The organism is Microbacterium schleiferi, assembly GCF_020781975.1.
Taxonomy (GTDB): Bacteria; Actinomycetota; Actinomycetes; order Actinomycetales; family Microbacteriaceae; genus Microbacterium.
Map to the genome: position 1 here is coordinate 203,454 of NZ_JAJGNI010000007.1, position 23,433 is coordinate 226,886.

Consider the following 23,433-nt stretch of genomic DNA (forward strand, 5'->3'; position numbering starts at 1 on the left):
ACCCGATGCCCGCGCGCGGTCGTCGAACGGAGTGGCCGATCGTCGACCGTGTCGCATTGGTCGAGAACCTCGCACCTCGCTTCGACCGGATCCCCGCGCACGGGGTGTTCATCGTCGGCCAGGCTGGGGTCGGGAAGACCGTGCTGGCCCGCCAACTCGCCGACGCTGCGGCGGCGCCGGAGACGGTCACCGTCATCGGATTGAGCGCGCTGTCGGGCGTCTCGCTGGCTGCATGGGCTCCGACGCTCGCTACGAGGGGGCTGCCGGCCGATCCGCACCGCGCGGTCGCCGCGCTGGTGGCTGAACTCGGCGCGCATCCCGAGCAGCAGATCCTGCTCGTCGATGACGCACCCCGACTCGATTCGATCTCGGCGGCCGTGGTCTATCAGCTCGTGCGGGGGTTCGGTGTGCCGGCGATCCTGACGGCCCGTCTCGGTGAGCCCCTGCCCGATGGGATACGTCGGCTGCTGGACGAAGGGCTGGTCGAGCGCGTCGACGTCCCGGGACTGAGTTGGGACGAAGCCGTCGAACTGCTCGAGCGAAGGTTCGACGGGCAGGTCCGCCATGGTGACCTCGACAGGCTACTGTCCCGGACCGAAGGGAATCCGCTCTACATCCGCGCGCTCGTCGAGGCGGCAGTTCGCGACGGCGCGGTCCGTCTGTCGGACGGCGTCGTGGTGATCGAGGATGGTCGCACACCGCCCGAGCTGCTCGACGCGGTCACCCAGCGCCTGGAGGTTCTCGACCCCGCGGTCCACCGTGCCCTCCAGCTGGTCGCCCTCGTGCAGCCGATTCGCCGTGACGCCTTGCTTTCCGGGGCGATGACGACGCTCACCCCCGATGTGCTCGATCACCTCGAACTCAGCGGGCTCGTGGTCCACACCTCCGATGGTGATCTGCGGATCGCGCATCCTCTGATCGCTGAGGCACTCGAGCGTGACGACACGGCGGAGGACGTGTTCGCAGACAGCGTCGCGCTCCTGCGCTCACTCGAGGGTGACGCCGCGCGTCTGGCTGCGTGCCGGATCGAGTGGCGACGGGGCGAGCTCGACTCGACCGAAGCGGCGTGGGCGGCGGAGTATGCGTTCGCGACCGGCGATCTGGTGCACGCGGCGGAGTACGCGCATACCGCTGTGGGGGACCCGAGCGCGCCGATCCGCTTCCGAGGGCACGTCGTTCTGGCCGACGCCGCATCTCTCACGGGAGACCGGAGCCGGGCCGACGATTCGTTCATGAGTGCCGAGGAGTGTGCACGCCGCCCGGAGGAGTGGGCACGACTGGCCGCGCACCGGGGCGAGCACTTGGCGTTCCGGTGCTTCGAGGTCAGCGCCGCCATCGAACAGGCCGAACGCATCCGTCGTTCCTTGCCGCGTGAGTCCGTCTCTGGCACTGATGCCGATCTTCGGCTGTGGCGGGCGGTTCGGGGGGAAGCCTATCGCGCACCGCTGCCGGAGGGGAGCTCGTCCCTCGGTCCTCCGGATGTCCGCATTCGAGAGGCGATGGCCGCCATCATGCACGAGTCGATGGCGGGCAGGACCGAGCTCGGGGATGAAGCCGAGCAGATCCTCCGCCGGCTCGGTGATCAACTGGGCCGACTCGACGCGAGCGCGGCGATGATGCTCGGCTTCGCCGAGTACATCGGGATGCTCTCGCGCGGCGAGGGCGAGAAGGCCGCCGAGTTCGCCACCGCGCGCCGCATCGACGCGGGAGAGGGCGTCGGGCTGTGGACCTGCACCCTGGCCGAACACCGTAGCTACAACGGGCGCCTGCGGGAGGCCAGCAGACTGGCCGCGCTCGCTGTCGACCAACTCCGTTGGCGTGACGGGATGGGAGTGCTGCCACTGGCTGTCGCTCTTCAGGCGGATGCCGCCGCCAAGGGCGGGGATCCGGGACGAGCGCGGCGGCTGCTCGACGCCCTGAGTCCTGACCAGCGGAACGAGCCGAAGGCACTCATGGTCATCGCCGAGGTGGAGGCGTGGCTGCTCGCGGACGACGGTGACGCTGAGGAAGCGGCCACTGTCGTCGAACGCGCGGCACGGCAGGCCATCGACGTCGGGTTCCGCCTTGTCGCCGCCATCTCGCTCGGACTGTGCCTCCGGTTGGGGGTGGTCGATCGCGCCGCCGCCATGCTGGAGGAGATCTGTCGGGATGTACCACCCGACTTCGGGCTCTACACGAGCCTGCGCGATCTCGCCGTCGCACTTCGTGAGCGTCGACCAGCGGCCGTCGTCGAGCCGGCAGCGCGGCTCGCGAGCGCGGGCATGCCTCCCACGGCGCTCGATGCCATCAGTCTTGCCCGCACAATGCGGCCCTCCAACGAGACCCGCTATCGGCTCGACCGGCTCTTCGGTGCGTGGGCGAGTGAGGTCGACGCGCCGCTGCGTCGTCGCCGCGAGAGCCCGGTTCTGTCCCGCCGTGAACTGGACGTCGCAGCCAGGGCCGCGGATCGGCAGCGGACGCGAGAGATCGCGCAGGCTTTGGGGATCTCTCCGTCGACCGTGAACAATCAGCTGAACTCGGTGTTCCGAAAGCTCGGCGTCTCGTCGCGTGATGAGCTGCGGGACGTGCTGGTCGAGCTCGGCCGCCCCACCGCCGGCGGGCAGACGTAGGTCGTGCCCTACCTCGAGCCGCGTCGGCTATCGAGCGATCACGTTGTAGCGGATCTCGGATGCGTCGTACCCGACCTGCAGCTGCCACGTCTCGTCCTCGAAGAAGCCGCTGGTACCGAGATCGGAGGTCGCGGTGTACTGCCCGCGGATCGTGTCCAGCAGCGCCGACCCCTCTCCCTCGCCGTCGGCGCAGCTGAACACGAGAGCGGCGGTCCCCCCGGATGCGGGGAATCCCGATCCGTATGTGCTGGCGCTCACGAGGTCGCAGGAGGGGACGGGAAGCTCGGAGGGCCACCCCTCGGGGTATGCGACTGTCACGACGGCGGAGGTGTCATCCGCATCGCCATCGGCTTCCTCCTGGTCGCTGGAGTCCTGCTCGACGGCGACGACCTCGCCGGCCGATTCCTCCTCGGCGGATGTCGAGGGGGATGTGGCTGCGCACCCGGCCAGAACGATCCCGGCGACGATTGCGGAGATGCCGATGAGGACAGGGCGATTCATGGGTTGCTCGATTCTGAGGGGCGGGTTCCCGGACGGCGGACGAGGAGAGTCTCCCGTCGGGGGCGCACTGTCGCAATGGGCATCAACTGCCCATTGCGACGGCGAGACCCCTGATCGACTCTCGTACACATGATCTGCGTCTCACGCCCCGCTGCGATCGCGGCACTCCTTCTCATCGCGGGCGCTCCGCTTCTTACCGGCTGCAGTGGAGGACTGGGCGAGCCGAGCCCCACACCGACGTTCGACGCGGCGGCCAGCGGCGTCGACGGTTCCGACGACACCGATGGTTCGGGAACCGGTGACGGCGGATCGACGGGGGGCACCGATGTAGCGGAGGCAGGTCTTGTCGACTGCGTCCCGGGCCAGTGGGTGCTGGATGAGATACAGGTGACGGCGTTCTACAGTGCCGTCGCCGCGTCGATCCCCGAGCTGGAGATCGTGCCGTTCGGGACGATCGGCCTGACACTCGGTGCCGACGGTGGATACTCCTACGCGCCTGACTACGGATTCGTGCTGAGTGTGAATGCCGGTCCCGTGACGATCGAGCCTCGCGCGGTGGTCACGGGTGGAGTCACCGGCTCCTGGCAGGTCGAGGGTGGCACTCTCGTGCTCACCGAGACAGACAGCTCGCTGACTGTCGACGCCCAGCTAGACGGTCAAGCGTTCGACGTCGGGGATCTGACCAACAGCCTCATCGAATCGAGCCCGATGCTCAGTTCTGCCGGCACGATCGCGTGCACGTCGACGACACTCACCGTGCCGTATCAGACGGGAAGCGGATCGGTGGATCTGCAGTGGGATCGGGTCTCGTAGGTCAGTCTGATCGTCGGGGTGATGTCCTCACGCCACGGCCTCGAGAATGCGAGACTGTAACGCGTGCCTGAACCCGCTGCGCCGCATCCGACCGACCGCTACATCGTCGCGACCGACGGAGCGTGCAAGGGCAACCCCGGTCCGGCTGGCTGGGCGTGGGTCGGTGAGGACGGCAACTGGGCCGCAGGGTCCCTGCCCGAAGGCACGAATAACATCGGAGAGTTGCTCGGGTTGCTCTACGCGATCACCGATCACGCGGATGTCACCGAGCTCATCATCCAGGCGGACTCGAAGTACGCGATCGACACCTACTCCTCGTGGATGGACGGTCACCGTCGACGCGGCTGGGTGACAAGCGCCAAGAAGCCCGTCGCGAACCGCGACATCCTGGAGCGTCTGATCGCAGCGCGCGACGCGCGACGTGCCTCGGGGATGCCCGACGTCGTGCTCGAGCACGTCCGCGGGCACAGCGGCCACCGCCTCAACAGCTGGGCCGACGAGCGGGCGGTTCGCGCCTCCGAGCATGCGGCGAAGGGTGAGGCGCTCGTGTGGACGTCGCTGCGTGGTCTGGATCGCCTCGATGTCGCGACTGATCCGCCCCGCTCTGCGGCCGACCGCGCGCGCCGCTAGGCAGGAGGGGTGCCGGCTGATCTGAGCGCTCGGTCGACCGGTCCACTTGCCGCATCGGCCGCCTCTGAAGGAAGCACGAGGCTGGCGATGACGCCCTGCCCGACCGTGGATGAGATCTCGACGCGCCCCCCGTTGGCTTCGGCGAGGTCCTTGGCGATCGACAGGCCCAGCCCCGACCCGGCAGTATTCGTCGCCTCGGCGTGGGCGGTGCGGTAGAACCGCTCGAAGACGTGCGGAAGGTCCTTCGCTTCGATGCCGGGTCCGTCATCGGAGACGACGATGCGAACTCCGGCAAGCGGGGTTTTCGCGTCCGGGGATGCGGCGATCACTTCTTCCTCGGCAAGGATCTGGATGGTTCCGTGCGTGGGTGTGAACTTCACCGCGTTGGAGATGAGGCTTCGCAGTGCCCGGGTGAGTTGTTGGCGTGACCCCCGCACGGTGCCGGCATGCGCGCTCACTGTGACGGTGAGGCCCCGGGCACGCGCGATGTCGTCGAACGGTTTCAGCGCGTCGGTGATCAGATCCCCGACGCGGATGACCTCAACGTCAAGATAGGCGGTGCGCGCGCGCTTGTCGCGGGCGGCGATCAGGAGGTCTTCGATGAGCTCTTGCAGGCGGTGGGCGTTGCGTGAGGCCACCGCAAGCCACTCTCGAGACTGCGCGGGCAGTTCGCCCGCCTCCTCGACCAATTCCAAGTATCCGGTCACACTCGTGATCGGCGTGCGAAGCTCGTGACTTGCTGTCGCGATGAAGTCGATCTGGCGCCGTTCAAGGTCGAGCTGTGCGGCGAGTGCCCTTGCGCGGTCTTGCTCTGCGGCGATCCTCACCTCGACCGCCCGGGCGTTCTCGGTGACATCGAGGAACTGGACCGACACACGTTCGGCGAGCCCCGCGATTCTCGACGCATCGACGCTGATCACGCGGCCGTCGGGGGTCGAGTGTGTGACGAGATGGCCCTCGCGCAGGCTCTCGGCCATGGCGCGCAGGAGCGCGCCCGCGCGCCATCGCCGGTCCGCATCGATCTCAGAACCGGCAATGGTACGGGATGCCGTGTTGGACAGCCGCACCCGCCAGGCGTCTCCCTCGTGCTCGACGACGAGTACGCCGACCCTCGAGTCGACGACGCCGCTCGTGACCAGCTCGGTCGTGCTCCGCGCGGAGCGGATGGCGGTGCGCAACTGGTAGCTCGCTGCCGACATGAACATACTCGTACTGGCGACCATGAAGATGAAGAGAATCGTCAGAAGCGCGGAAACCTCCGGAGTGAGACCCGCTCCCGCGAAGGGACCGAGCCCGAGGACCGTCAGCGCCAGGACGATGACGCTCGCGATGAGCGTCTCGGCGTAGGCAGCTCGGATCGGGAAGCGGAATGCCGCCCACGCGATGATTCCCACCGGAAGGAAAGTCAGCGGCAGCCCTGAGCCGACGGTTGTGAGCACCACGAGGATGCCGGTGAGCACGAGTGTCTGAGCGACGATCTCGCCTGCCGGAGTCGGCTGCCCGATGTGTGGCGGGAGGATCGCGAAGGGGGCGAGAAGAAGGATCGCCGCCGCGTGCGATGCCGCGGCGTGCGCACCGAGGAGCGCTGCGTCGGATGCCGATTGTGCGAGGACCGTTCCCACTAACACCCCCAGCAGGCTGGAGGCCGCGATCGTGGCGAGGGCGAACCGCCAGGCAGCGCTCACCCTGTCCAGGACAAGACGGTGTCGAAGCCGGTACTGGAGGAGGAGGGTGAACACGCCGGTTTCGATGGCGTTGGAGATGCCGAAGCAGATAGACACGGCCAGCGGACGTCCGGCCACAGCGTTGGCCGCTCCGGTGACCAGCGCCACCATCAGCACGAACGTCCACCACTGCCTCCGAGGCGTCCACAGGATGAACAGCACCGACACGCCGGCCGCGGGCCACCATGCGGCGACGCTGCCACCCTGGGGTGTCACCAGCACGCTGAGCTGGGAGAGGACGAAGATCGCGATGGCCGCGAGAATCCACATCCACCAGGGAAGCGCCTTCGTGGGCGCTGATCCTTGCGCGCTGTGCGGCGCAAGGAGACGGCCATCCATGAAGAAAACCTACCCCGCTCCTGCTCGAAGCGGCGGAGCCCACTCTGGCCCGCAGCGGTGCTTTCGGTATCCGGCCCGGCGGAGCAAGAAGCCGATGTCCAGGCGGGGCGTCTACTCGGTGTCGTTCCGCGTAGCCATGATGGTCCGAATGATCTCGAACTCGTCGGCCTGGGTCAGTCCCGCTCGCCGGGGGCGATCGACACCCCGCTTCAGCTCGTCTTCGAGCGTCCGGGTCACTGTCATCGCGAGTGGACGGGTTGTCCCGCCGGTGGAGCCGAAGGCGTCGGCGCGCCGCCTGGCGAACCCGGCGGATGCGGCAGGCAGCCACAGTGGCAGCGACCGCGGGCCCGCCCAGTAGCCAATACCCGAACCGGTCAGAGGGATCGCCGGGCCCGACGATGAGCCCAGGCCGGGCGATGAACAGCCGATCCCCGATGGCATCCACCGTCGCCCGCTCGGCGGCGACCTTCGCATCCGCATACTGAGAAAGGTCGCGCGGGTCCACGAGGTCAGCCGATTCATCGGCATCCGGCTCGTCGTTTCGCGCATAGACGGAAACGCTCGAGACGATGGTCCAGTGGGCGGCGTCGTGTGAGAGCGCTCGAAGTGCGCCGGTCACGAGTTCGGGCGCGTACGAGAGCTCGATCACCTCATCCCACGGGCCGGTCACTTCGTCGTACGCCGAGGGCTGCGTGCGGTCGGCGCGGACGAGGCGCACGCCCGGGGGAGCGGATCCCGCGCTCCCTCGGGCAAGGCACACGACCTCAGCGCCCTGCTCGTGCCACGCCCGGGCGACGCGCGCTCCCAACCAGGCGGTACCGCCCAGCACCAGCACCCGAGTCACGTCGTCAGCCAACCAGAGACGGACCGATCGATGTGTGTTGGTTCGCTGCGGGCTTACCGCGCCGAGTCAGGCAGTGACGGTGTCCCGCGTCGACTTCCAGCCCAGGGCCGGTGCCACGTGGGTCGCGAAGGCCTCGACGATCCGCAGGTTGAACGCAACCCCGAGCTGGCTCGGGATCGTGAGCATCAGGGTGTCGGCCGACTGCACGGCGGCATCCGCCATTAGCTGATCGACGAGCACATCGGGAGCACCTGCGTAGGTCTTCCCGAACGTCGAGCGCATCCCGTCGATGTAGCCGACGCCGTCGCCGTCTTGGCGGCCGCCGAAGTACATCTCGTCTTCGGCTGTCGTGATCGGGAAGATGCTGCGGCTGACCGACACGCGCGGTTCGCCAGCGTGACCTGCGCCGCGCCAGGCTTCGCGGAACGCGTCGATCTGCTGTGCCTGAAGCTCATCGAAGGGGAGGCCGCGATCCTCGGTGAGGAGGGTCGACGACATGAGGTTGACACCCATCCGTCCTGCCCACTCGGCGGAGTCGCGATTGCCGGCTCCCCACCAGATGCGCGAGCGCAGCCCGGGGGAGTGCGGTTCGATGCGCTGCATCCCGGAGCCGCCGCCGAACGGGCTCATGGCGTCGCGCTCGGCCAGTCCGGCACCCTCGACCGCCTTCAAGAACAGGTCGAAGTGCTCACGAGCGATGTCCGCACCGCGAGGATCTGTCGAACCGGTGTAGCCGAACGCTTCGTAGCCGCGGACGACGGTCTCGGGTGACCCCCGGCTGACGCCGAGAGCGAGTCGACCGTCGCTGATCAGATCGACGGATGCCGCTTCTTCGGCTAGATACAGGGGGTTCTCGTAGCGCATGTCGATGACACCGGTGCCGACCTCGATGCGTTGCGTGCGCGCTGCGATGGCGGCGAGCAGCGGCATGGGAGACGACTGCTGCCTCGCGAAGTGGTGCACACGGAAGTACGCGCCGTTGACGCCGAGATCATCCATGCCCTGGGCCAGATCGATCGCCTGGAGCATCGAGTCCTGCGCAGTGAGGATGTGTCCGCCGCCGAGGGGGCCGTAGTGGCCGAACGAGAGGGTTCCGAATCGCTGCATGTCGGTGTCAACCTTCGAGGGGTGGTTTCTATTCCGGTGAATGGACCGAGGTGAGAGCGAGGTCGAGAGCGAGGACGTAGTCGTGCTCGAGGCGATCCCCGACCTGGAAGCGCTTCGTGCCGATCCGCACGAAACCCTGCTTGGCGTAGAAGCGCTGTGCGCGAGCGTTCTCCTGATTCACGCCGAGCCACATCCGGGTCGCGCCGCGGGTGATTGCCTCCTCGGCGGTGGCTCGGAGGAGCCCCGCTGCGATGCCGGTGCCATGGGCGCCCGGGAGCGCGTAGCACTTCGAAAGCTCGCTGACGCTCCAGTCTGGGGTCGGTGCATTGAGGCCGAGTGCGGCGCGAACGTCGGCATCCGTCGGTGGGGCAGCGACGAGCATCGTGTAGCCGACCAGCCGCCCCGCGGGATCCACGTCGACGAACAGCACGCGGCCGGGGTCGCTCAGGTAGGAGGTGAAGGATGCTTCGCTGAGGTTATCGTCGATGAAGCGGCGCTGGTCCTCGGCGGTCGAACCGGGCGGGCAGGCCAGGGGGAAGGTCGCGGCGGCCAGCTCGTGCAGAGCGGCGGCATCGGCGGGTCCGGCGCGTCGGATCATGCTCGTATTCTCCCGCGGCCTCAATGCCCACCGCGAGTCGCCGGAGTCGCTAACGTGAGTGTCATCGCCGCACGATCGCCGCAGAGGCGCGGTCGATCACGGCGCGTGACCCGGAGTGTGCCCATGTACGTGCTCATCATCCTGCTGCAGACGCTGATCCTGCCGCTTGTCTCGGGCGGCATCCAGCTGCTCGTCGCCGGCGGGAATCCGTGGCTCGTCTTCGGGCTGTGGTGGGGGTTCTGGGGCGTCGGCATCCGTCTCGGGCTGGCAGGACTCAGCCAGATCATGAAGCCCGACCGCACCCGCAAGATCCTGGAGATCGACGCGACCGACGCGAACCAGGTGGTGCAGGAACTCGGCTACGCGAACCTCGGCATGGGACTGACCGCGCTCGCGATTCCGTTCCTGCCCAGCTGGGGGGTGCTCCTGGCCGTTCCCGGCGCCCTGTTCCTCCTGTTGGCCGGGGTGCGACACATCGCGAAGCCGGGCAAGAAGCTCGCCGAGCAGGTGGCGACGTGGACGGACCTGGTCGTGTTCCTCGGGGTGCTCGCCGGCGTGATCGGTCTCGCGATGGTGGGCTGGTGAGCGGCGCTTTGTGAGGACAGCCATTGTGAGGACAGCACTGTGACGTTCGAGATCCGTCCCCTCCGTCTCGATGAGATGGCGATGCCCGTGGAGTGGGCAGCCCGCGAGGGCTGGAATCCGGGTCATTCGGATGCCGGGCTCGATCACCTGGCCGACGTCCGTACCGTCGGCCTGGACGGTGTGGTCGATCAGCAGCACAACTACCGCAGGTCGGGGTTCGTCCTCGCCCACCGCAACGTCCGGTACGCGGGGGTCGCTCCGCTGCGGGTGGTCGCGACGAACGGGCGGCGGAGCATCACGCTCGTGCCGGCAGCGGATGTCGATCCTTCGGCTCTGGAGCGCTACGACGCCGCGCACTTCGGCGCGAAGCGCAGCGATTTCCTCCGTGCCTGGACCACCGACTCCAGCCACCGCGCCTTGGTCGCCGTCCGTGGTTCAGACGACGGAACGGCAGGCGACGGGACCGTCGGCGACGTCGCGGGGTACGGGGTCATCCGACCGTGCCGAGATGGATTCAAGGTCGGCCGCTGTTCGCGAAGGATGCCGCCACCGCGGCGCAGCTGATCGAGGGCCTCGTCCAGGGCGTGGCGCCCGGGGCGGCGATCTTCCTCGATCCACCCACCGTCAACGCGGAGGCCGTGCAGCTGGCGGAGAGCCTCGGGATGCGCCCGGTGTTCGAGACGGCCCGCATGTACCGTGGCAAGCCCCTCGACCTCCCGATCGACGACGTCTTCGGCATCACGACGTTCGAGCTGGGGTGACCCGTGCCCGGAGTCAGCTGACCCTCGGAGCTCGGTATCAGACCTACAGGGAGGCGAATGCTTCGAAGACCGTGCCCTCGGGGAGGGGATCCCAGAAGGTCGCCTCGAACTGCACCTTCGTGCCGTCGCTGGGCAAGCGGTCGACATAGGTCCATGCCCCGCCGATGATCTGGCCCGAGGTGTCCCGGGCGACCACGGTGATCTGCACGAGTTCCTGGTCTTCCTCGAAGTCCCCGCTGACCGTGCCGGTCACGGTTGTCGAGAAGTCATCGGATGTCGCGGCGAGGTCGCCGAGCGTGAACTCACCGGTCTCGGCGAAGGGGGAGAGGATCGCGTCGGCAGCGGTCGGGCCGATGACGTTGAGGTCGACGATCTCGCCGGCCCCGACCTCGTAGAAGTCGCCGACGAGCGCGGCCTCACCCGACAAGATGACGCGGTACTCGTTCGAGGTGTCGAGGATCGTGCCGTCCGCGCCGATCGCCTCGACATCGATGCTCGCGAAGTCGAAGATGTAGTCCTGGTTGGGGTTCTCGAACATCACGACGTACCACCACGTCTCGGGATCGAACTCGTACCGGCCGAACGACCCGTCGGTGATCACGATGTCCCGGGCGGTCGTGACGTCATCCGCGGGCTCGTCGTCTTCGGGCGCGATCGTCTCCTGCGCGATCTCGTCCTGTATCGCGTCGTTCAGGACGGCGCCGCCGATCCACAGGAACGACAGCGCGATCATGACAACCGAGATGATCCCGCCGACGACCGAGAGGATGAGGGCGGTGATGCTCATGCCGGTGCCGCCCTGCTTCTTGCTGATGAGGGCGATGAGGGCGATGATGAACGCCGCGAGCAGGACGAGCCCGGCGATCCAGTTCACGAACGGGATGAATGCCATCACGACACCGACGATCGCGAGGATCAGGGCGATGATCGCGAGCGTCTTGGGCCGGGTGTCAGGGGCCTTCGGCGGTGCCGGCGGGACGCCGTAGCCTGCCGGCGGATAGCCGGGAGCGCCCGGAGCAACGCCGTAGCCGGGCGCCCCGGGTGCGGCCCCATAGACCGGAGCGGCGGGCGGAGCTCCATACGGTGTCGTTGGGGCCGTGGGATACCCAGCCGGTGGCGCGTACGCCGGCGGTGCCGCGGGCACGGCGGCGGGCGGTTCGGGCGCGGCAGCGGGCGATTCGGGCGCGGCAGCGGGCTCCGGTGCCGGCGCCACGGGTGGTTCGGCTGCGTCCGGCGCCGGGTTCTGCGGTTCTTCCAGGCCGGCGGGTGTGTCGTTCGACATCGGTCTCTCCCCTTCACTGGACGCTGAGCGCCGCGGCATTCCCCCGCCGCAGTACTGACGTTAGCGGCCTGGCCTGCGGGGCAAAAGCGCATTTCCCGCGCCGCGAGAGTGAGGGCTTCGTAGGCTGGGACCATGAACAAAGGCACTCTCTGGACCGTCCTCGGAGTCATCGCCGCGATCGTGATCGCCTGGCTGCTCGTGGAACTGCTGTGGGGTGTGGCGATGCTCATCCTCAAGCTCGCGGTGGTCGCCGTCGTCGCCGTCGTCGTCTACTTCGTCTTGCACGCGGTGTTCGCGAGGTCGTCGTCCTCAGAATGACCGTGCGTCGCCGGCTCCGGATCGCTGCCCTCGGTGGGGGAGCGATGGCGGCCACGCTCACCCTGACCGCGTGCGTCGGCGGCGCTGGACCCGTTCCCTCTACCTCTGCCTCCGCCACCCCCGATGCCCGCAGCCCCCTCGTCGCTGAATCCAGTCCGACCCCGACCGTGCCGGTCGAGACCGCCCTGTGGCGCACGGCTGGTGCGCCGGCCGCGCTGGCGGGGTCGCTGCGGGTGCCGTGGTCGATCGTCCCGTTCGCCGACGGCACCCGGATCGTGAGTCTGCGGGGCGGCGCGGTGCTCGAGGTCGACGCGAGCGGGTCGACCCGCACGATCGGCACCGTCCCGGACGTGAACGTCGGCGGAGAGGGGGGTCTGCTCGGTCTCGCCGTCCTCGAGACGGATGCCGAACCCTGGCTCTACGCGTACCTGACGAGCTGGAGCGACAATCGCGTCATCCGGATGCCGCTTGTGGGTGAGCCGGGAGAACGCAGCCTCGGCCCGGCAGAGGTGGTGCTCGAGGGGATCCCGAGGGCGGGGAACCACAACGGCGGACGCATCGCGTTCGGCCCCGACGGGTACCTCTACATCGCCACCGGGGATGCGGGAAACACCGGGGCCTCGCAGGACCCCGCGTCGCTGGCGGGGAAGATCCTGCGCGTCGGAGTGGACGGGATACCCGCGCAGTCCAATCCGTTCGGCAATGCCGTGTACTCCCTCGGTCACCGGAACGTGCAGGGTCTTGCGTGGACCGCCGACGGCACGATGTGGGCGACCGAGTTCGGGCAGAACGCGACCGACGAGATCAACCGCATCGTCGCGGGCGGGAACTACGGCTGGCCGGTGCACGAGGGCCCGGCCGGAGACCCGGCGTACATCGATCCGGTGGTCACGTGGACGACGGACGAGGCAAGCCCCAGCGGACTGGCCGCCGCCGGTAGCACCCTGTTCGTCGCCGCGCTGCGGGGTGAACGCGTCTGGCAGGTCGACGTCGACGCGAGCGGTGCCCTGAGCGACCCGCAACCCCTGTGGGTCGGGGAGTTCGGCCGCATCCGTGACGCGGTGATCGACGGAGACGAGCTGCTGCTGCTCACGAACAACACCGACGGTCGAGGCTCCCCGTCGGGCGACGACGATCGCCTCCTGAGTGTTCAGATCGTCGAAGCAGCCCCCTGATCCGCGGTGTTCCTCTCAGGCCGGACGCGGGCGCGCGGCGACGAGGATGCCGGCCAGGACGACCGCCGCGATGACGCCGAGCCAGAGCGCCGGCGACCCCACGGTCGCGTAGACGGCGGCGCCGCCGACGGCGCCGACGGCGATCCCGAGCCAGAGCGCCAGATAGCGCAGCCAGCTCGTGCGATCGCCACCGCGGAACGCGCCGACGATCCCCTCGCCGATCTTCACCAGGGCTCCGGTCATGTAGGTGATGCCGAACGAGGGTTCACCGCGTCCGCTGAAGACGGTGTTGACGGCCCCCATCGCGAACGAGAGGCAGACGGCTGTGGGGGCAACCCCCATGAGTGCTGCGCCGGTGAGGGCGTTCGGGTCGACCGGCGGCGCACCCGAGAGGAGGGCGCCGATCGCGATGACGCCGGCGACGCCGACGAGGATGATCCCGCCGCGATCGCGACCGGGGGAGCTGACGATCGTGCCACCCATCACCCCGAGCACGAAGCCCAGGATCACCAGGAACCCGAAGCCCGCGGCGGCGAGGTCCCCGCCTGCCAGCTCGACCCCCGACTGGGTGGTGTTGCCGCTCATGAACGAGACGAAGTATCCGCCGAGGTAGACGAAGGCGATGCCGTCGATGTATCCGGCGAGGATCGCGAGTGCAACGGCGATGGCCAGCCGGAAACGCGTGAGCGACCTGACCACGACGACCCTTCCGGCGGCGCATTCCTCCACACCGACCTGCCCCAGAGTATCGGCCCGTCGATCCGGCTCGTGGCCAGCGATGTCTGTCGGCAGACCTAGAGTCGAGGGCGTGGAAGAACCGGCGGACACCCTGTGAGACGAGCGGTGATCGTGCTCGGGATTCTCGCCGCTCTGGCGGGGGTCGTCGTCATCGCGGTGATCAGCTGGAGCGCCGCCTCTCGGCCGGGCGCGGAGGCGCGGCGGAACCCGGTGACTGCGCCGGCGATCGATGCCGCGTCGGCGCAGGAGATGCTGTCGCGGCTGCCGACGGTCTCGGGGGTAGTGGACGCGCCATACCAGCGTGATCTGTTCGGAGAGCGCTGGGCCGACGTCGACGGCAACGGGTGCGACACCCGCAACGATGTCCTCGCCCGTGACCTGTCGGCGGTGGTCTTTCGCGAGGGGAGTGGCGAGTGCAAGGTCCTCGAGGGGGTGCTCGTCGATCCCTACGACGGGCACACCGAGAGCTTCACGTCCGGGGAGCAGACGTCCCCTCTCGTGCAGATCGACCACATCGTCGCATTGGCGTGGGCGTGGCGCCACGGCGCTGATCGGTGGTCGGATGCCGAGCGCCTCGTCTTCGCGAACGACCCGGCGAACCTGGTGGTGACGGCGGATGAGATCAACTCCGCCAAGAGCGACTCGGGCCCGGCCGAGTGGATGCCGCCGGCTGCGGCATCCGTGTGCGGATATGTGATCGCCTGGGTGAGCGTCGTCGATGCCTACGACCTCGGGATCACCGGCCCCGATCGGGAGGCGGCGCGCTCAGCCCTGACGCGCTGCTGACCCCGTTGACGCGGTACCCAGGGACCTCGCGACTTCGCTTGTTAGCGTCGTCGCCATGCCCCCCATCTCTGGTTCGGCACGCACCATGCCCGATCTGGACGCCCCGACCGGGCGCAACGGGTCCACGGCGCTGGAGCAGGATATCCGTGCGGAGATCGCGGACGCCGAGCGCGAGGACCGCCCGATCAGACGGATGCTGCGCACAGCGCGCGCGTGGGTTGCGCGGCATCCGCGGGTCGAGATCGCCTACCGTGTCGGCGTCGCCGTGGTCGGGACGATCATGGCCCTCGGTGGACTCGTACTCGTTCCCCTGCCGGGACCGGGCTGGCTGATCGTGTTCCTCGGGCTCGCGGTGCTCGGCACCGAGTTCCACTGGGCGCGCCGGCTGTCGGGCTGGGTCAAGCGGATGCTGGACCGGTTCTGGCAGTGGTGGCGTCAGCGCCGCGCGGCTCGTGCCGCTCGCGAAGCTCGCGCAGAATAAGAGCCCAGGCGAGGAGGAACGCCCGCTCGTCGAGCCGCCGTCGACGCATCCAGCTCGTGACTTCTGCGTTGCACTTGCTCGCGTTGCAGCTGCCGCAGGCCGGAACCACGTTGTCGAGCGGCCGCCGCGCGAGATCGGAAGCACGCAGTCCTTCTGGAGGGCGAGACCCGCGCGTCCGCAGTACGCGCACCGCCCCCACGCATCGCGGATGAGTATCCATTCGGCGTCGGTGAGGTCGCTTCCCGATGCTGCGACACGTCGGGCGCGGCGGCGCGCAACGCGGGCACGGCGGGTGCGTGGGGCAGCCATGGGATTGACCGTAGCGCCCTCCTCCCGCGGCAGCGTCACGAAACGCGCACGCCAATCACGCATCGTCGCGGCGCGTGCGTTCCACCGGCGTTGGCGAGACGGCCACCGGTCTTGCGCTGCGTCAGCCGGCGGCGCGGTGGACGAGATCACGCAGGGTCGCCTCGACCTCGTCGGTGACCTCGACGACGGCGAAGGCTGTGGCCCACATCGCGCCGTCATCGAGCAGGGCGTCCTCGTTGAAGCCGACGCTGCCGTAGCGGGTGTCGAACTTCGACGCGGGCTGATAGAACACGACGACCTTGCCGTCTCGCGCGTACGAGGGGAACCCGTACCAGGTCTTGGGGTCCAGGTGCGGTGCCTCTTCCCGCACGATCCGGTGAAGCAGCTCCGCGACCGCCTTGTCTGTGCCGTTCAGTGCGGCGATCGCATCCACGCAGGCCCGCGCTTCCTTCTCCTTCTTCGCCGAGCCTGTGCCGCCGGCGGCCTGCTCGCGCAGCTCGGCGGCGCGCTGTTTCATCGCCTCGCGTTCTGCGTCGCTGAAGCCATCCGTTGAGGTGTCACGCTTGTCGGCCATTCGTGGGGTCCTTTCTGGTGCCGCTGACATCGAAGGTACGGGCTGCTGCGGTCGGGCGCTTCTCGATTCCTACTCGACCCGCGTGGCTGCCCGGAGCGAGAGGGCCGCGGCGGGGAGCGGTCAGCGAAAACACAGAGGGATTCGTGACCGAATCTCGACCTGAACCTCGCCCACGCCGGCCACCGGGCGCTGCTAACCTGCCGCGTGGGACGGACCCGACGACCGGACCCAGACACCTGACGGAGTGAATTCGATGCGGAACCTTGTGCGCCAAGACCAGCCCCACCCGATCGAGTCCGACGACCGAACGAGCACCCGATCCCCGGGGCGGCGCATGATCGGCGCCGTCGCGCTCGTGACGGCATCCGTGCTCGCGCTGGCAGGCTGCTGGGCACCTGCCGAGCCCGATGGTGAGGCATCCGCCGTGAGCGGTGCCGTCGTTCCCGTCGTCGACGGGGCAGCAGTATCCGGCTGGGAGGTCTCGGCATGGTCGGCTGGTGCGGAGGGCGAGCCGGCGTCGCAGATCGGGTCGACGTCATCCGATCGCGACGGTGAGTTCGTCGTCGATCTCGGTTCCGTCTCGCGGGGCGACGATCTGGTCTACCTGCTCGCGACCGCCCCCGGCGGTGACGACACGACGATGACCGCGACCTTCGCCGCCATCATCCCCGCGGATGCCACAGCTGTCGTCCTCAACGAACGCACGACCATTGCAGCCGGCTATGCGCTCGCGCAGTTCACCGCTCCGGACGGCGTCGAAGGTTCTGCGCCGGGCCTTCCCAATGCCGCCGCGATGTACACGAACCTCGTGGACGCGTCCACCGGTGATTACGGGGCGGTGCTGACCTCTGCGCCCAACGGCACGCAGACCGAGGCGCTTCCGACGTTCACCTCGCTCACCAACATCCTCAGTGCGTGCGTCGTGGATGCTGACGCGTGCCGCGCCCTTGTCGACGCCGCGAGCGCTCGGTCGGATCAGCGGTCCGTCGATACGTTCCGTGCTTTCGCTCAGATCGCGCGCGACCCCAGCGCTGCCGCATCCGCACTGTACGACCTGTCGCTGACTGTGGCGGGAGACCGCCCGGGTCTGATGGCGGCCCCTGCCGCCTGGACCCTCGCGCTTCGCTTCGACGGCGACGGGCAGACCCTCGACGGTCCGGGTAACTTCGCCATCGACCCCGACGGAAACATCTGGGTCAACAACAACTACAAGTACGGTGCCGACCCGCAGGACCCCACGTGCGGCAGTGACCTGCTGTTGAAGTTCGCGCCCGGCGGCGAGATGGTCGGCAAGTACACGGGAGGCGGGCTGAGTGGTTCGGGCTTCGGCATCGCCTTCGATCCGTCGGGTCAGCTGTGGGTGAGCAACTTCGGTTTCGCCGGCGAAGGATGCACCGAGCAGCCGCCGCACAACAGTGTGTCGCTCTTCTCGATCGAGGGCGAGCCGCTCTCACCGCCGGTGACCGGGTTCACCGCCGGTGAGCTGGCGTGGCCGCAAGGCATGGACGTCACTGCCGCGGGAGACGTGTGGAACGCGAATTGCCAGACCGGCACGGTCACCGTGTATCCCGGGGGCGATCCCGAGCAGGCGATGACCCTGGATGTCGGTCTCGACCAGGCGTTCGGTGTTGTCGACACCGGGCAGCACGTCGTCGTGAGCGGCATCGCGAGCAGCTCGGTGGCGGTCTTCAACTACGACGGCACGCTCGTGGGTGACGCGCCGCTTGCAGGGGATGAGTTCGTGTTGCCGATGGGTGTTGCCTCCGACCCGGAGGGCAACGTATGGGTCGCCAACTCCGGCTCCACGACCCTCCCGTGCCCGACGCGGCCGATCTCGTCGGGGCCGACCGGTTCGATCGCGCTCATCGACGCCGACGGGCAGACGGTGTCGGGCCCCTTCAGCGGTGGCGGGATCACCCGGCCGTGGGGCATCACGACCGATGGCAACGGGAACGTCTGGGTCGCGAATTTCTCCGACCAGCGCGTGTCGGCGTTCTGCGGGACCTCGCCCGACACTTGCCCCGGCAGCCTGTCGACGGGTGACCCGATCTCGCCGGATGCCGGGTACGCGTTCGACGGCCTCGTCCGCAACACGGGACTGATCGTCGACCCGTCGGGCAACCTGTGGATCGCCAACAACTGGGAAGAGGTTCCGCTGCAGACGAACCCCGGCGGTCACCAGATCGTCGCCTTCGTCGGTCTCGCCGCCCCCGTCGAGGTCCCTCCCTTCTCCGGCTGAGTTGTCCTTCCTCCGGCTGAGTTGTCCCTCTTCCAGCCGAGTTGTCCCTCCTTCAGCTGAGTTGTCCCTCTTCCAGCCGAGTTGTCCCTCCTTCAGCCGAGTTGTCCCTGAGCGGTGCATGGGGGACGAACCCACAGCATCCGTACCGAGCCCACAGCTTTCTGCCGAAGGATCGTGTGGGTTCCCGAGTTAGGTGTGGGTTCGGCGGTGGTCCGGGGCGACCAGGGGCATCCAGCAGGCATGAAGGGATGAGGCGGATGCTTGCGCGGGGCATCCCGCGGATGTTACGTTTCTCGACCCACAACGACGTGCCCAGGGGTAACCGTCAGGTCCCCGAATCGACGGCACGCCCCCGAAACCGCTGTATCTCGGTAGGTCGGGGGTCGTTGCCCTGCCCGCCCCCGCAGCCCCCTCTGACGCGCGAGCCCACCCTTGGGCGCGAGCCCACAGCATCCGTGCCGAACCCACACGTTCTGACCACCGAAACGTGTGGGTTCGCGCGGGAAGGTGTGGGTTCGGCAGGATGGGCTCGCGCGATCGGGCCCAAGAAGGTGTGGGTTCGTCGAGGGGGTCTGTGCCAGGCTCGGATCGTGAGCACCAGCACGGACCTTCGCGTGACACCACCCACCCGCCGTGAATGGCTGGCCCTCGCGGTGCTGTCCACGGGGCTCGGGATGATCGTCCTCGACGGCACGATCGTCGGCGTCGCCCTCCCGGTGATCATCGCCGACATCGGGCTCGACCTCACCGACGCGCAGTGGGTCAACAGCCTCTACGCGGTGCTGCTGGCAGCTCTCCTGCTCTCGACGGGCAAGCTTGCCGACCGATGGGGACGCAAGCTCCTGTTCCAGGTGGGTCTTGTCGTCTTCGTCGGCGGCAGCATCCTGGCAGCGATGGCGGATGCCGCAGGGCCGCTCATCGCGGCGCGCGCCGTGCAGGCGATCGGTGCCGCTCTGATCATGCCTTCGACGCTCTCGACCGTGAATGCGGTGTTCCGCGGCAAGTACCGGGGCGCGGCGTTCGGGGTGTGGGGTGCGGTGATCTCGGGAGCCGCTGCCATCGGTCCGTTGGCCGGTGGCGCCCTCACCCAGTGGGCCTCGTGGCACTGGATCTTCCTGGTGAACATTCCGCTCGGAGCTGCGGTCTTCATCGCGGGCCTGCTCACGGTGCCCGAGACGAAGGGCGCGAAGGGGCGGCCCGGAGCGGATGTCGACGGCGCGCTGCTGAGCGCGATCGGCTTCGGCGCACTCGTGTTCGCCGTCATCGAGGGGCCGCAGTTGGGCTGGTGGGCACCGACAGGCGAGTTCTCGGTCTTCGGATGGCAGTGGCCGGCGGATGCCCCGGTGTCGGTGGTCCCGATCGCCTTCGCGGTCGCTGTCGTGGCGCTCGTGCTGTTCGTGGTGTGGGAGCGTCACCGCGAGAAGGTGCGCCGTTCCGCGATCCTCGATCTGAATCTCTTTCGCCTCCCGACCTTCACCTGGGGAAACGTCACGGCAGCCATGGTGGCAGTGGGGGAGTTCGCGATCATCTTCGTGCTGCCCCTGTATCTCGTGAATGCGCTCGGCCTGGATGTCATGGGCGCGGGGCTGGTCCTGGCCGCGATGGCGCTCGGCGCGTTCTTCTCGGGCGCATCGGCGAGGCACTTGGCGGCGCGCTTCGGCTCGCCCGGAACCGTGCTGATCGGACTCGGGCTCGAGGTGGTCGGTGTCGCCGTCCTCGCTCTGCTCATCACCGGCTCCAGCTCGGGGTGGATCGTCGCGATCCCGTTGGTCGTCTACGGTCTGGGGCTCGGGCTTGCGTCCGCGCAGTTGACCGGGACGGTGCTGCAGGACGTGCCCGTCGATGTCTCGGGTCAGGGGTCGGCAACCCAGAGCACGGTTCGGCAGGTCGGGTCGGCCCTCGGTACGGCCTTTGCGGGTGCGGCGCTGGCGGTCGCCCTCGCGCTCACGCTGCCGGCCGCGCTGACTGATGCCGGCATCACGGGGTCGAGTGCGACCCAGCTCGCCGACACGACCCGGCAGTCCGCGGGAACGACGATCAGTCAGTTGCGTGCCGAGGGGGCGAGCAGTCCGCTCGGTGACCAGACTGCGGCGGCGGTGACGGCGCTTTCGAACGGCTTCGCGGATGCCACACGTTGGTCACTTCTCGTGGCGACGGTGTTCCTGCTGCTCGGATTCGTGGGTGCTCTCGTCGTTCGCCGTGCTGCGGCACGGTCGACGGGTGCGGCGGTCTCGGCATCCGATGCCCGCACGGGAGGGCAAGGATGAAGTACGACCTCAAGAAGGACCGGAAGGATCTGTACGCGCCCGGGTCCCACGATTTCGTGCGCGTGACGGTGCCGCCCCTGACCTATCTGGCCATCGACGGTCACGGCGACCCCAACACGGCAGCCGAGTACACGGATGCAGTGAGTGCCCTCTATGCGTCGGGGTATGCCATCAAGTTCGCCTTCCGGGCCCGCTCGGGTGACGACTTCGTCGTCGGTCCGCTCGAGGGGTTGTGGTCCAGCGACGACCCGTCGAGCTTCGCCGAGCGCCGCAAGGATGCGTGGGACTGGACGATGCTGATCCCGTTGCCGCCGGCAGTGACGGATGCCGACATCCGTGTCGGACTCGACACCGCAGTCCGCAAGAAGCCCGAGCTGCCGATCGACAGGGTCGCTGCGCGCACGATCGAGGAGGGGCTGTCGCTCCAGATCCTGCACGTGGGTTCGTATGATGCGGAGACGCTGACGCTACGGCGCCTGCACGCGGAGCTGATGCCGGCGCAGAACCTCACGTTCAACGGGCCGCACCACGAGGTCTATCTCAGTGATCCGCGACGGGTCGCCCCCGAGAAGTTGAAGACGATCCTGCGTCAGCCGGTGCGCGCGATCGACTGACGGAGGTCCGGCAGGAATACTGCCGGACCCGTGGCGATCACGCGACCGGCGCCGACTCGGCCATCGCTGCGCGCTCGATGCGTGGGCGGAATCCGACGAACAGCAGATAGCCCGCGAACCACAGCTCGAACATGAAGATGGGCGCCGCGGCAAGCCCGACGAGAACGTTCGACTGGTCGATGCCCCCGAACAGCTGCGCAACGTCCGAGAGTAGGACCAGGGTCGCGCCCACTGCACCGAGGAGCGGGATCCCGCGCACCACGGCGCGTGAACGCCACAGGAGCCACGACAACACGAGGGTGTTGACTCCGATCACCAGACCCTGTCCGACAAGGACGATGCAGCGTGCATTCCGGCCAGGGATGCCACGAAGGCGCCGTCGGGGCTCGTCGTGATCGGCAGGTTGCTGCCGGGGATCGCTCCCGAAAGCAGGAAGACGAGCGCGAGCATCGGCAGGATGCCTGCGCCGATGATCGCGGCCTCGAGTGTGCGTAGGCCGGCGAAGGTGTAGGCGGCTGCCGGGCCGATCATGCGATGCACACGCTGAGCACCCGGATGTGGGGATTCACCCACGATGTTCTTCCGACCCCGTCGACATCGGAGGCCGCGTCCGACGGCGTGTCGGTCGCTGCATCGGAGGAAGCCGCGCTGGCATCGCTTTCGGCATCCTTTCCCCATATCGTGCGGATGGCGCTGACGGCCCCGGGCGCCGCGGGCGGCTGCGACGCGGATGCGGAGTTCCGTTTCGCTCTCGACATCCTTCTCGAGGCGTTCGAGCAGCGCCGGCTTTCGGGATGGAGCTCGACAGAGGGGCGCTGACCGCGCCGGTCAGTGATCGAGTCGGTCACTGACGCTCGCCACCGCGCCAGGATCCGACCGGCCGCGCCCGGTGCGCGGTCAGGATCGAGAGACCGAGCGTGGCAGTGGCTGCCGCCATCGCGGCAGTCCCGACGCCGGCTGCCGCCGCGAAGGCTGCGTCGGCGTCTGCGCGCGCCGCGTCAGAGGGGATGCGGACGACCGCAGCTCGTGCAAAGGCGAGATCCATGTCGGCCTCGAGGTCGGCGAGGGTCGCTTCGGCAGCAGCGAGGTTCGCCTCCGCACTCCAGTTGTTGCAGAGCGGTGACCACGGGTTCACGCGCAGGCAGTCCGCGTGACCGGTGGCGAACTCGCGCGGTCGCTCTGTCTCATCCTGCGCGTCGACGACGACATCCGCTCCCGACGCGGTAAATGTACCAGCCTCAGCCAGGTCGAGGGTCGCCCGTCGTAGCCTGGACGGATGACACGTGACTCCCGTGACGCGGCGGGGCCGGTGGGCGCCACGCCCGGGGCCCGGCTCGCTGCGGCTGCCTCCGCCGGGCATCAGGACGCACGCCGGCAGCTTCTTCAGCTCGTGTCGACCGACCCGATGGCCGCGCGCCGCGACAGCCTGGCTGCGCTGCTCGGGCTTCCCGATGACCCCGATGCGAGACCCGCTGCCGTCCTCATCCTGTTCGGGGTTCTGGATGACGCGCCGAGCGCTCACCGGGCGAGTGCTGCAGCCGTCTCGCGGGATCTCGACGTGCTGTTGTTGGCGCGGGCGACGACGCTGCGTTCGCACGCGGGCCAGGTCGCCTTTCCCGGGGGTCGTCTGGAGCCGGATGATTCCGGTCCCGTCGCTGCTGCGCTACGCGAAGCCCAGGAAGAAACGGGACTGGACCCGGACGGAGTCGATGTTCTGGGCACCCTCGCCGAGGTGCCCTTGCCGTACTCCTCTCATCGCGTGACCCCTGTCTTGGGGTGGTGGCGCGAGCCGTCGCCGGTGCGCGCTGTCGATGTGGCCGAGTCGGCGGCGGTCTTCCGTGCGCCGGTCGCCGACCTGCTCGATCCCGCGAACCGCGGATGCACAGTCATCGATCGCGGCCCTCGCAGACACCGCGCCCCCGCGTTTCAGGTGCGCACCGAGACCGGCGAGCACCTGGTCTGGGGGTTCACCGCCATGCTGCTGGACGGCTTGTTCGACCGCCTGGGATGGACCGAGCCGTGGGATCGGATGCGCCGGCTCGCGATCCCGAATCTGTTGCCCTAGGTGTGATGTCCAGGCAGGTTGTTGAGTCTGCTGAAGGGTGGGGCTCCGATCGCGGAGTGGCGCCTGTGCTGATT

Annotated in this window: 24 protein-coding genes and 2 pseudogenes; 14 read left to right on the forward strand and 12 right to left on the reverse strand. The window is 68.6% G+C overall.

Annotation, left to right across the window (positions count from 1 at the left end):
* Positions 1 to 5 precede the first annotated feature (5 nt).
* Positions 6 to 2,609: a LuxR C-terminal-related transcriptional regulator gene (locus tag LL236_RS10275; RefSeq protein WP_228178652.1), complete on the forward strand. Its 2,604-nt coding sequence runs from the start codon at positions 6 to 8 to the stop codon at positions 2,607 to 2,609.
* Between the two features lie 27 nt (positions 2,610 to 2,636).
* Here the strand turns inward: LL236_RS10275 and LL236_RS10280 are convergent, their stop codons facing one another.
* Entirely contained in the window at positions 2,637 to 3,110 is a 474-nt protein-coding gene (locus LL236_RS10280; RefSeq protein ID WP_228178653.1) for a hypothetical protein, read from the reverse strand.
* Positions 3,111 to 3,239: 129 nt separating this feature from the next.
* On the opposite strand from LL236_RS10280, the gene LL236_RS10285 reads away from it, so the two are divergent.
* The gene (locus LL236_RS10285; protein ID WP_228178654.1) at positions 3,240 to 3,923 is read left to right on the forward strand and encodes a hypothetical protein; all 684 of its coding nucleotides are present in this window, start codon (positions 3,240 to 3,242) and stop codon (positions 3,921 to 3,923) included.
* 63 nt (positions 3,924 to 3,986) lie between these two features.
* The gene (locus LL236_RS10290; protein WP_228178655.1) at positions 3,987 to 4,553 is read left to right on the forward strand and encodes a ribonuclease H family protein; all 567 of its coding nucleotides are present in this window, start codon (positions 3,987 to 3,989) and stop codon (positions 4,551 to 4,553) included.
* Here the strand turns inward: LL236_RS10290 and LL236_RS10295 are convergent.
* The 5 genes and pseudogenes from LL236_RS10295 to LL236_RS10310 all read right to left on the reverse strand — a co-directional run bounded on the left by LL236_RS10295 (position 4,550) and on the right by LL236_RS10310 (position 9,165).
* Positions 4,550 to 6,616, reverse strand: coding sequence for an ATP-binding protein (locus LL236_RS10295; RefSeq protein WP_228178656.1), 2,067 nt, complete (start codon positions 6,614 to 6,616; stop codon positions 4,550 to 4,552). The genes LL236_RS10290 and LL236_RS10295 overlap by 4 nt on opposite strands.
* A gap of 111 nt (positions 6,617 to 6,727) precedes the next feature.
* Positions 6,728 to 7,057, reverse strand: coding sequence for a hypothetical protein (locus LL236_RS15025; protein ID WP_308017259.1), 330 nt, complete (start codon positions 7,055 to 7,057; stop codon positions 6,728 to 6,730).
* A pseudogene (locus LL236_RS15030) lies at positions 7,056 to 7,460 on the reverse strand (NAD-dependent epimerase/dehydratase family protein); the annotation flags it as partial. The pseudogene LL236_RS15030 and the gene LL236_RS15025, both read right to left, overlap by 2 nt.
* 66 nt (positions 7,461 to 7,526) lie before the next feature.
* Positions 7,527 to 8,567: an LLM class flavin-dependent oxidoreductase gene (locus LL236_RS10305; protein ID WP_228178657.1), complete on the reverse strand. Its 1,041-nt coding sequence runs from the start codon at positions 8,565 to 8,567 to the stop codon at positions 7,527 to 7,529.
* 28 nt (positions 8,568 to 8,595) lie between these two features.
* Positions 8,596 to 9,165 (reverse strand): GNAT family N-acetyltransferase, encoded by a 570-nt coding sequence (locus LL236_RS10310; protein WP_228178658.1) that lies wholly within the window; start codon positions 9,163 to 9,165, stop codon positions 8,596 to 8,598.
* A gap of 123 nt (positions 9,166 to 9,288) precedes the next feature.
* Here LL236_RS10310 and LL236_RS10315 point away from each other — a divergent pair, with 123 nt between their 5' ends.
* Together LL236_RS10315 and LL236_RS15145 are read left to right on the forward strand one after the other, a co-directional pair.
* A complete protein-coding gene (locus tag LL236_RS10315; protein WP_228178659.1) occupies positions 9,289 to 9,750 on the forward strand; it encodes a hypothetical protein in 462 nt (153 codons plus the stop codon).
* Positions 9,751 to 9,831: 81 nt separating this feature from the next.
* A pseudogene (locus LL236_RS15145) lies at positions 9,832 to 10,511 on the forward strand (hypothetical protein).
* Between the two features lie 43 nt (positions 10,512 to 10,554).
* Here LL236_RS15145 and LL236_RS10325 read toward each other — a convergent pair.
* The gene (locus tag LL236_RS10325) at positions 10,555 to 11,793 is read right to left on the reverse strand and encodes an FxLYD domain-containing protein (RefSeq protein WP_228178660.1); all 1,239 of its coding nucleotides are present in this window, start codon (positions 11,791 to 11,793) and stop codon (positions 10,555 to 10,557) included.
* A 132-nt stretch (positions 11,794 to 11,925) separates the two neighbouring features.
* On the opposite strand from LL236_RS10325, the gene LL236_RS10330 reads away from it, so the two are divergent.
* Together LL236_RS10330 and LL236_RS10335 are read left to right on the forward strand one after the other, a co-directional pair.
* Positions 11,926 to 12,111 (forward strand): hypothetical protein, encoded by a 186-nt coding sequence (locus LL236_RS10330; protein ID WP_228178661.1) that lies wholly within the window; start codon positions 11,926 to 11,928, stop codon positions 12,109 to 12,111.
* A complete protein-coding gene (locus LL236_RS10335; protein ID WP_374198026.1) occupies positions 12,108 to 13,286 on the forward strand; it encodes a PQQ-dependent sugar dehydrogenase in 1,179 nt (392 codons plus the stop codon). The genes LL236_RS10330 and LL236_RS10335 overlap by 4 nt, the downstream gene beginning before the upstream one ends.
* 15 nt (positions 13,287 to 13,301) lie before the next feature.
* Here the strand turns inward: LL236_RS10335 and LL236_RS10340 are convergent, their stop codons facing one another.
* Positions 13,302 to 13,985 (reverse strand): YoaK family protein, encoded by a 684-nt coding sequence (locus LL236_RS10340; protein ID WP_228178663.1) that lies wholly within the window; start codon positions 13,983 to 13,985, stop codon positions 13,302 to 13,304.
* 132 nt (positions 13,986 to 14,117) lie between these two features.
* On the opposite strand from LL236_RS10340, the gene LL236_RS10345 reads away from it, so the two are divergent.
* Positions 14,118 to 14,810, forward strand: a complete 693-nt coding sequence (locus LL236_RS10345; protein WP_228178664.1) for an HNH endonuclease family protein — start codon at positions 14,118 to 14,120, stop codon at positions 14,808 to 14,810.
* A gap of 55 nt (positions 14,811 to 14,865) precedes the next feature.
* Positions 14,866 to 15,291 (forward strand): TIGR02611 family protein, encoded by a 426-nt coding sequence (locus tag LL236_RS10350; RefSeq protein WP_228178665.1) that lies wholly within the window; start codon positions 14,866 to 14,868, stop codon positions 15,289 to 15,291.
* 430 nt (positions 15,292 to 15,721) lie between these two features.
* Here the strand turns inward: LL236_RS10350 and LL236_RS10360 are convergent, their stop codons facing one another.
* A complete protein-coding gene (locus LL236_RS10360; protein ID WP_228178666.1) occupies positions 15,722 to 16,174 on the reverse strand; it encodes a hypothetical protein in 453 nt (150 codons plus the stop codon).
* A 253-nt stretch (positions 16,175 to 16,427) separates the two neighbouring features.
* Between LL236_RS10360 and LL236_RS10365 the strand changes: the two genes are divergently transcribed.
* The 3 genes from LL236_RS10365 (at position 16,428) to LL236_RS10375 (ending at position 21,294) form a co-directional block, all read left to right on the forward strand.
* A complete protein-coding gene (locus tag LL236_RS10365) occupies positions 16,428 to 18,413 on the forward strand; it encodes an NHL repeat-containing protein (RefSeq protein WP_228178667.1) in 1,986 nt (661 codons plus the stop codon).
* 674 nt (positions 18,414 to 19,087) lie between these two features.
* Positions 19,088 to 20,680 carry an MFS transporter gene (locus LL236_RS10370; protein WP_228178681.1) on the forward strand — a complete coding sequence of 531 codons (1,593 nt, stop codon included), beginning with the start codon at positions 19,088 to 19,090 and terminating at the stop codon, positions 20,678 to 20,680.
* Positions 20,677 to 21,294 (forward strand): GyrI-like domain-containing protein, encoded by a 618-nt coding sequence (locus LL236_RS10375; protein WP_228178668.1) that lies wholly within the window; start codon positions 20,677 to 20,679, stop codon positions 21,292 to 21,294. Before LL236_RS10370 ends, LL236_RS10375 begins: the two co-directional genes overlap by 4 nt.
* Positions 21,295 to 21,331: 37 nt before the next feature.
* Here LL236_RS10375 and LL236_RS10380 read toward each other — a convergent pair whose 3' ends face one another.
* Both LL236_RS10380 and LL236_RS10385 read right to left on the reverse strand, forming a co-directional pair.
* Positions 21,332 to 21,610 (reverse strand): DUF4386 family protein, encoded by a 279-nt coding sequence (locus LL236_RS10380; RefSeq protein WP_308017260.1) that lies wholly within the window; start codon positions 21,608 to 21,610, stop codon positions 21,332 to 21,334.
* Complete coding sequence (locus tag LL236_RS10385; RefSeq protein WP_228178669.1) at positions 21,607 to 21,825, reverse strand: hypothetical protein; 219 nt, start codon at positions 21,823 to 21,825, stop codon at positions 21,607 to 21,609. Before LL236_RS10385 ends, LL236_RS10380 begins: the two co-directional genes overlap by 4 nt.
* Positions 21,826 to 21,828: 3 nt before the next feature.
* On the opposite strand from LL236_RS10385, the gene LL236_RS10390 reads away from it, so the two are divergent.
* Positions 21,829 to 22,113 (forward strand): hypothetical protein, encoded by a 285-nt coding sequence (locus tag LL236_RS10390; protein WP_228178670.1) that lies wholly within the window; start codon positions 21,829 to 21,831, stop codon positions 22,111 to 22,113.
* A 25-nt stretch (positions 22,114 to 22,138) separates the two neighbouring features.
* Here the strand turns inward: LL236_RS10390 and LL236_RS10395 are convergent, their stop codons facing one another.
* Positions 22,139 to 22,429 carry a hypothetical protein gene (locus LL236_RS10395; protein WP_228178671.1) on the reverse strand — a complete coding sequence of 97 codons (291 nt, stop codon included), beginning with the start codon at positions 22,427 to 22,429 and terminating at the stop codon, positions 22,139 to 22,141.
* 270 nt (positions 22,430 to 22,699) lie between these two features.
* On the opposite strand from LL236_RS10395, the gene LL236_RS10400 reads away from it, so the two are divergent.
* Positions 22,700 to 23,359, forward strand: coding sequence for an NUDIX hydrolase (locus LL236_RS10400; protein ID WP_228178683.1), 660 nt, complete (start codon positions 22,700 to 22,702; stop codon positions 23,357 to 23,359).
* Positions 23,360 to 23,433: the final 74 nt, after the last annotated feature.

Excerpts from the sequence above, each read along its gene's own strand:
- LL236_RS10305 (WP_228178657.1), bottom strand. The coding sequence starts at position 8,567 with ATGCAGCGATTCGGAACCCTCTCGTTCGGCCACTACGGCCCCCTCGGC.
- LL236_RS10315 (WP_228178659.1), top strand. The coding sequence starts at position 9,289 with ATGTACGTGCTCATCATCCTGCTGCAGACGCTGATCCTGCCGCTTGTC.
- LL236_RS10350 (WP_228178665.1), top strand. The coding sequence starts at position 14,866 with ATGCCCCCCATCTCTGGTTCGGCACGCACCATGCCCGATCTGGACGCC.
- LL236_RS10325 (WP_228178660.1), bottom strand. The coding sequence starts at position 11,793 with ATGTCGAACGACACACCCGCCGGCCTGGAAGAACCGCAGAACCCGGCG.
- LL236_RS10330 (WP_228178661.1), top strand. The coding sequence starts at position 11,926 with ATGAACAAAGGCACTCTCTGGACCGTCCTCGGAGTCATCGCCGCGATC.
- LL236_RS10280 (WP_228178653.1), bottom strand. The coding sequence starts at position 3,110 with ATGAATCGCCCTGTCCTCATCGGCATCTCCGCAATCGTCGCCGGGATC.
- LL236_RS10275 (WP_228178652.1), top strand. The coding sequence starts at position 6 with ATGCCCGCGCGCGGTCGTCGAACGGAGTGGCCGATCGTCGACCGTGTC.
- LL236_RS10385 (WP_228178669.1), bottom strand. The coding sequence starts at position 21,825 with ATGATCGGCCCGGCAGCCGCCTACACCTTCGCCGGCCTACGCACACTC.
- LL236_RS10400 (WP_228178683.1), top strand. The coding sequence starts at position 22,700 with ATGGCCGCGCGCCGCGACAGCCTGGCTGCGCTGCTCGGGCTTCCCGAT.
- LL236_RS10390 (WP_228178670.1), top strand. The coding sequence starts at position 21,829 with ATGCACACGCTGAGCACCCGGATGTGGGGATTCACCCACGATGTTCTT.
- LL236_RS10295 (WP_228178656.1), bottom strand. The coding sequence starts at position 6,616 with ATGGATGGCCGTCTCCTTGCGCCGCACAGCGCGCAAGGATCAGCGCCC.
- LL236_RS10375 (WP_228178668.1), top strand. The coding sequence starts at position 20,677 with ATGAAGTACGACCTCAAGAAGGACCGGAAGGATCTGTACGCGCCCGGG.
- LL236_RS10310 (WP_228178658.1), bottom strand. The coding sequence starts at position 9,165 with ATGATCCGACGCGCCGGACCCGCCGATGCCGCCGCTCTGCACGAGCTG.
- LL236_RS10360 (WP_228178666.1), bottom strand. The coding sequence starts at position 16,174 with ATGGCCGACAAGCGTGACACCTCAACGGATGGCTTCAGCGACGCAGAA.
- LL236_RS10365 (WP_228178667.1), top strand. The coding sequence starts at position 16,428 with ATGCGGAACCTTGTGCGCCAAGACCAGCCCCACCCGATCGAGTCCGAC.
- LL236_RS10285 (WP_228178654.1), top strand. The coding sequence starts at position 3,240 with ATGATCTGCGTCTCACGCCCCGCTGCGATCGCGGCACTCCTTCTCATC.
- LL236_RS10335 (WP_374198026.1), top strand. The coding sequence starts at position 12,108 with ATGACCGTGCGTCGCCGGCTCCGGATCGCTGCCCTCGGTGGGGGAGCG.
- LL236_RS15025 (WP_308017259.1), bottom strand. The coding sequence starts at position 7,057 with ATGCCATCGGGGATCGGCTGTTCATCGCCCGGCCTGGGCTCATCGTCG.
- LL236_RS10370 (WP_228178681.1), top strand. The coding sequence starts at position 19,088 with ATGATCGTCCTCGACGGCACGATCGTCGGCGTCGCCCTCCCGGTGATC.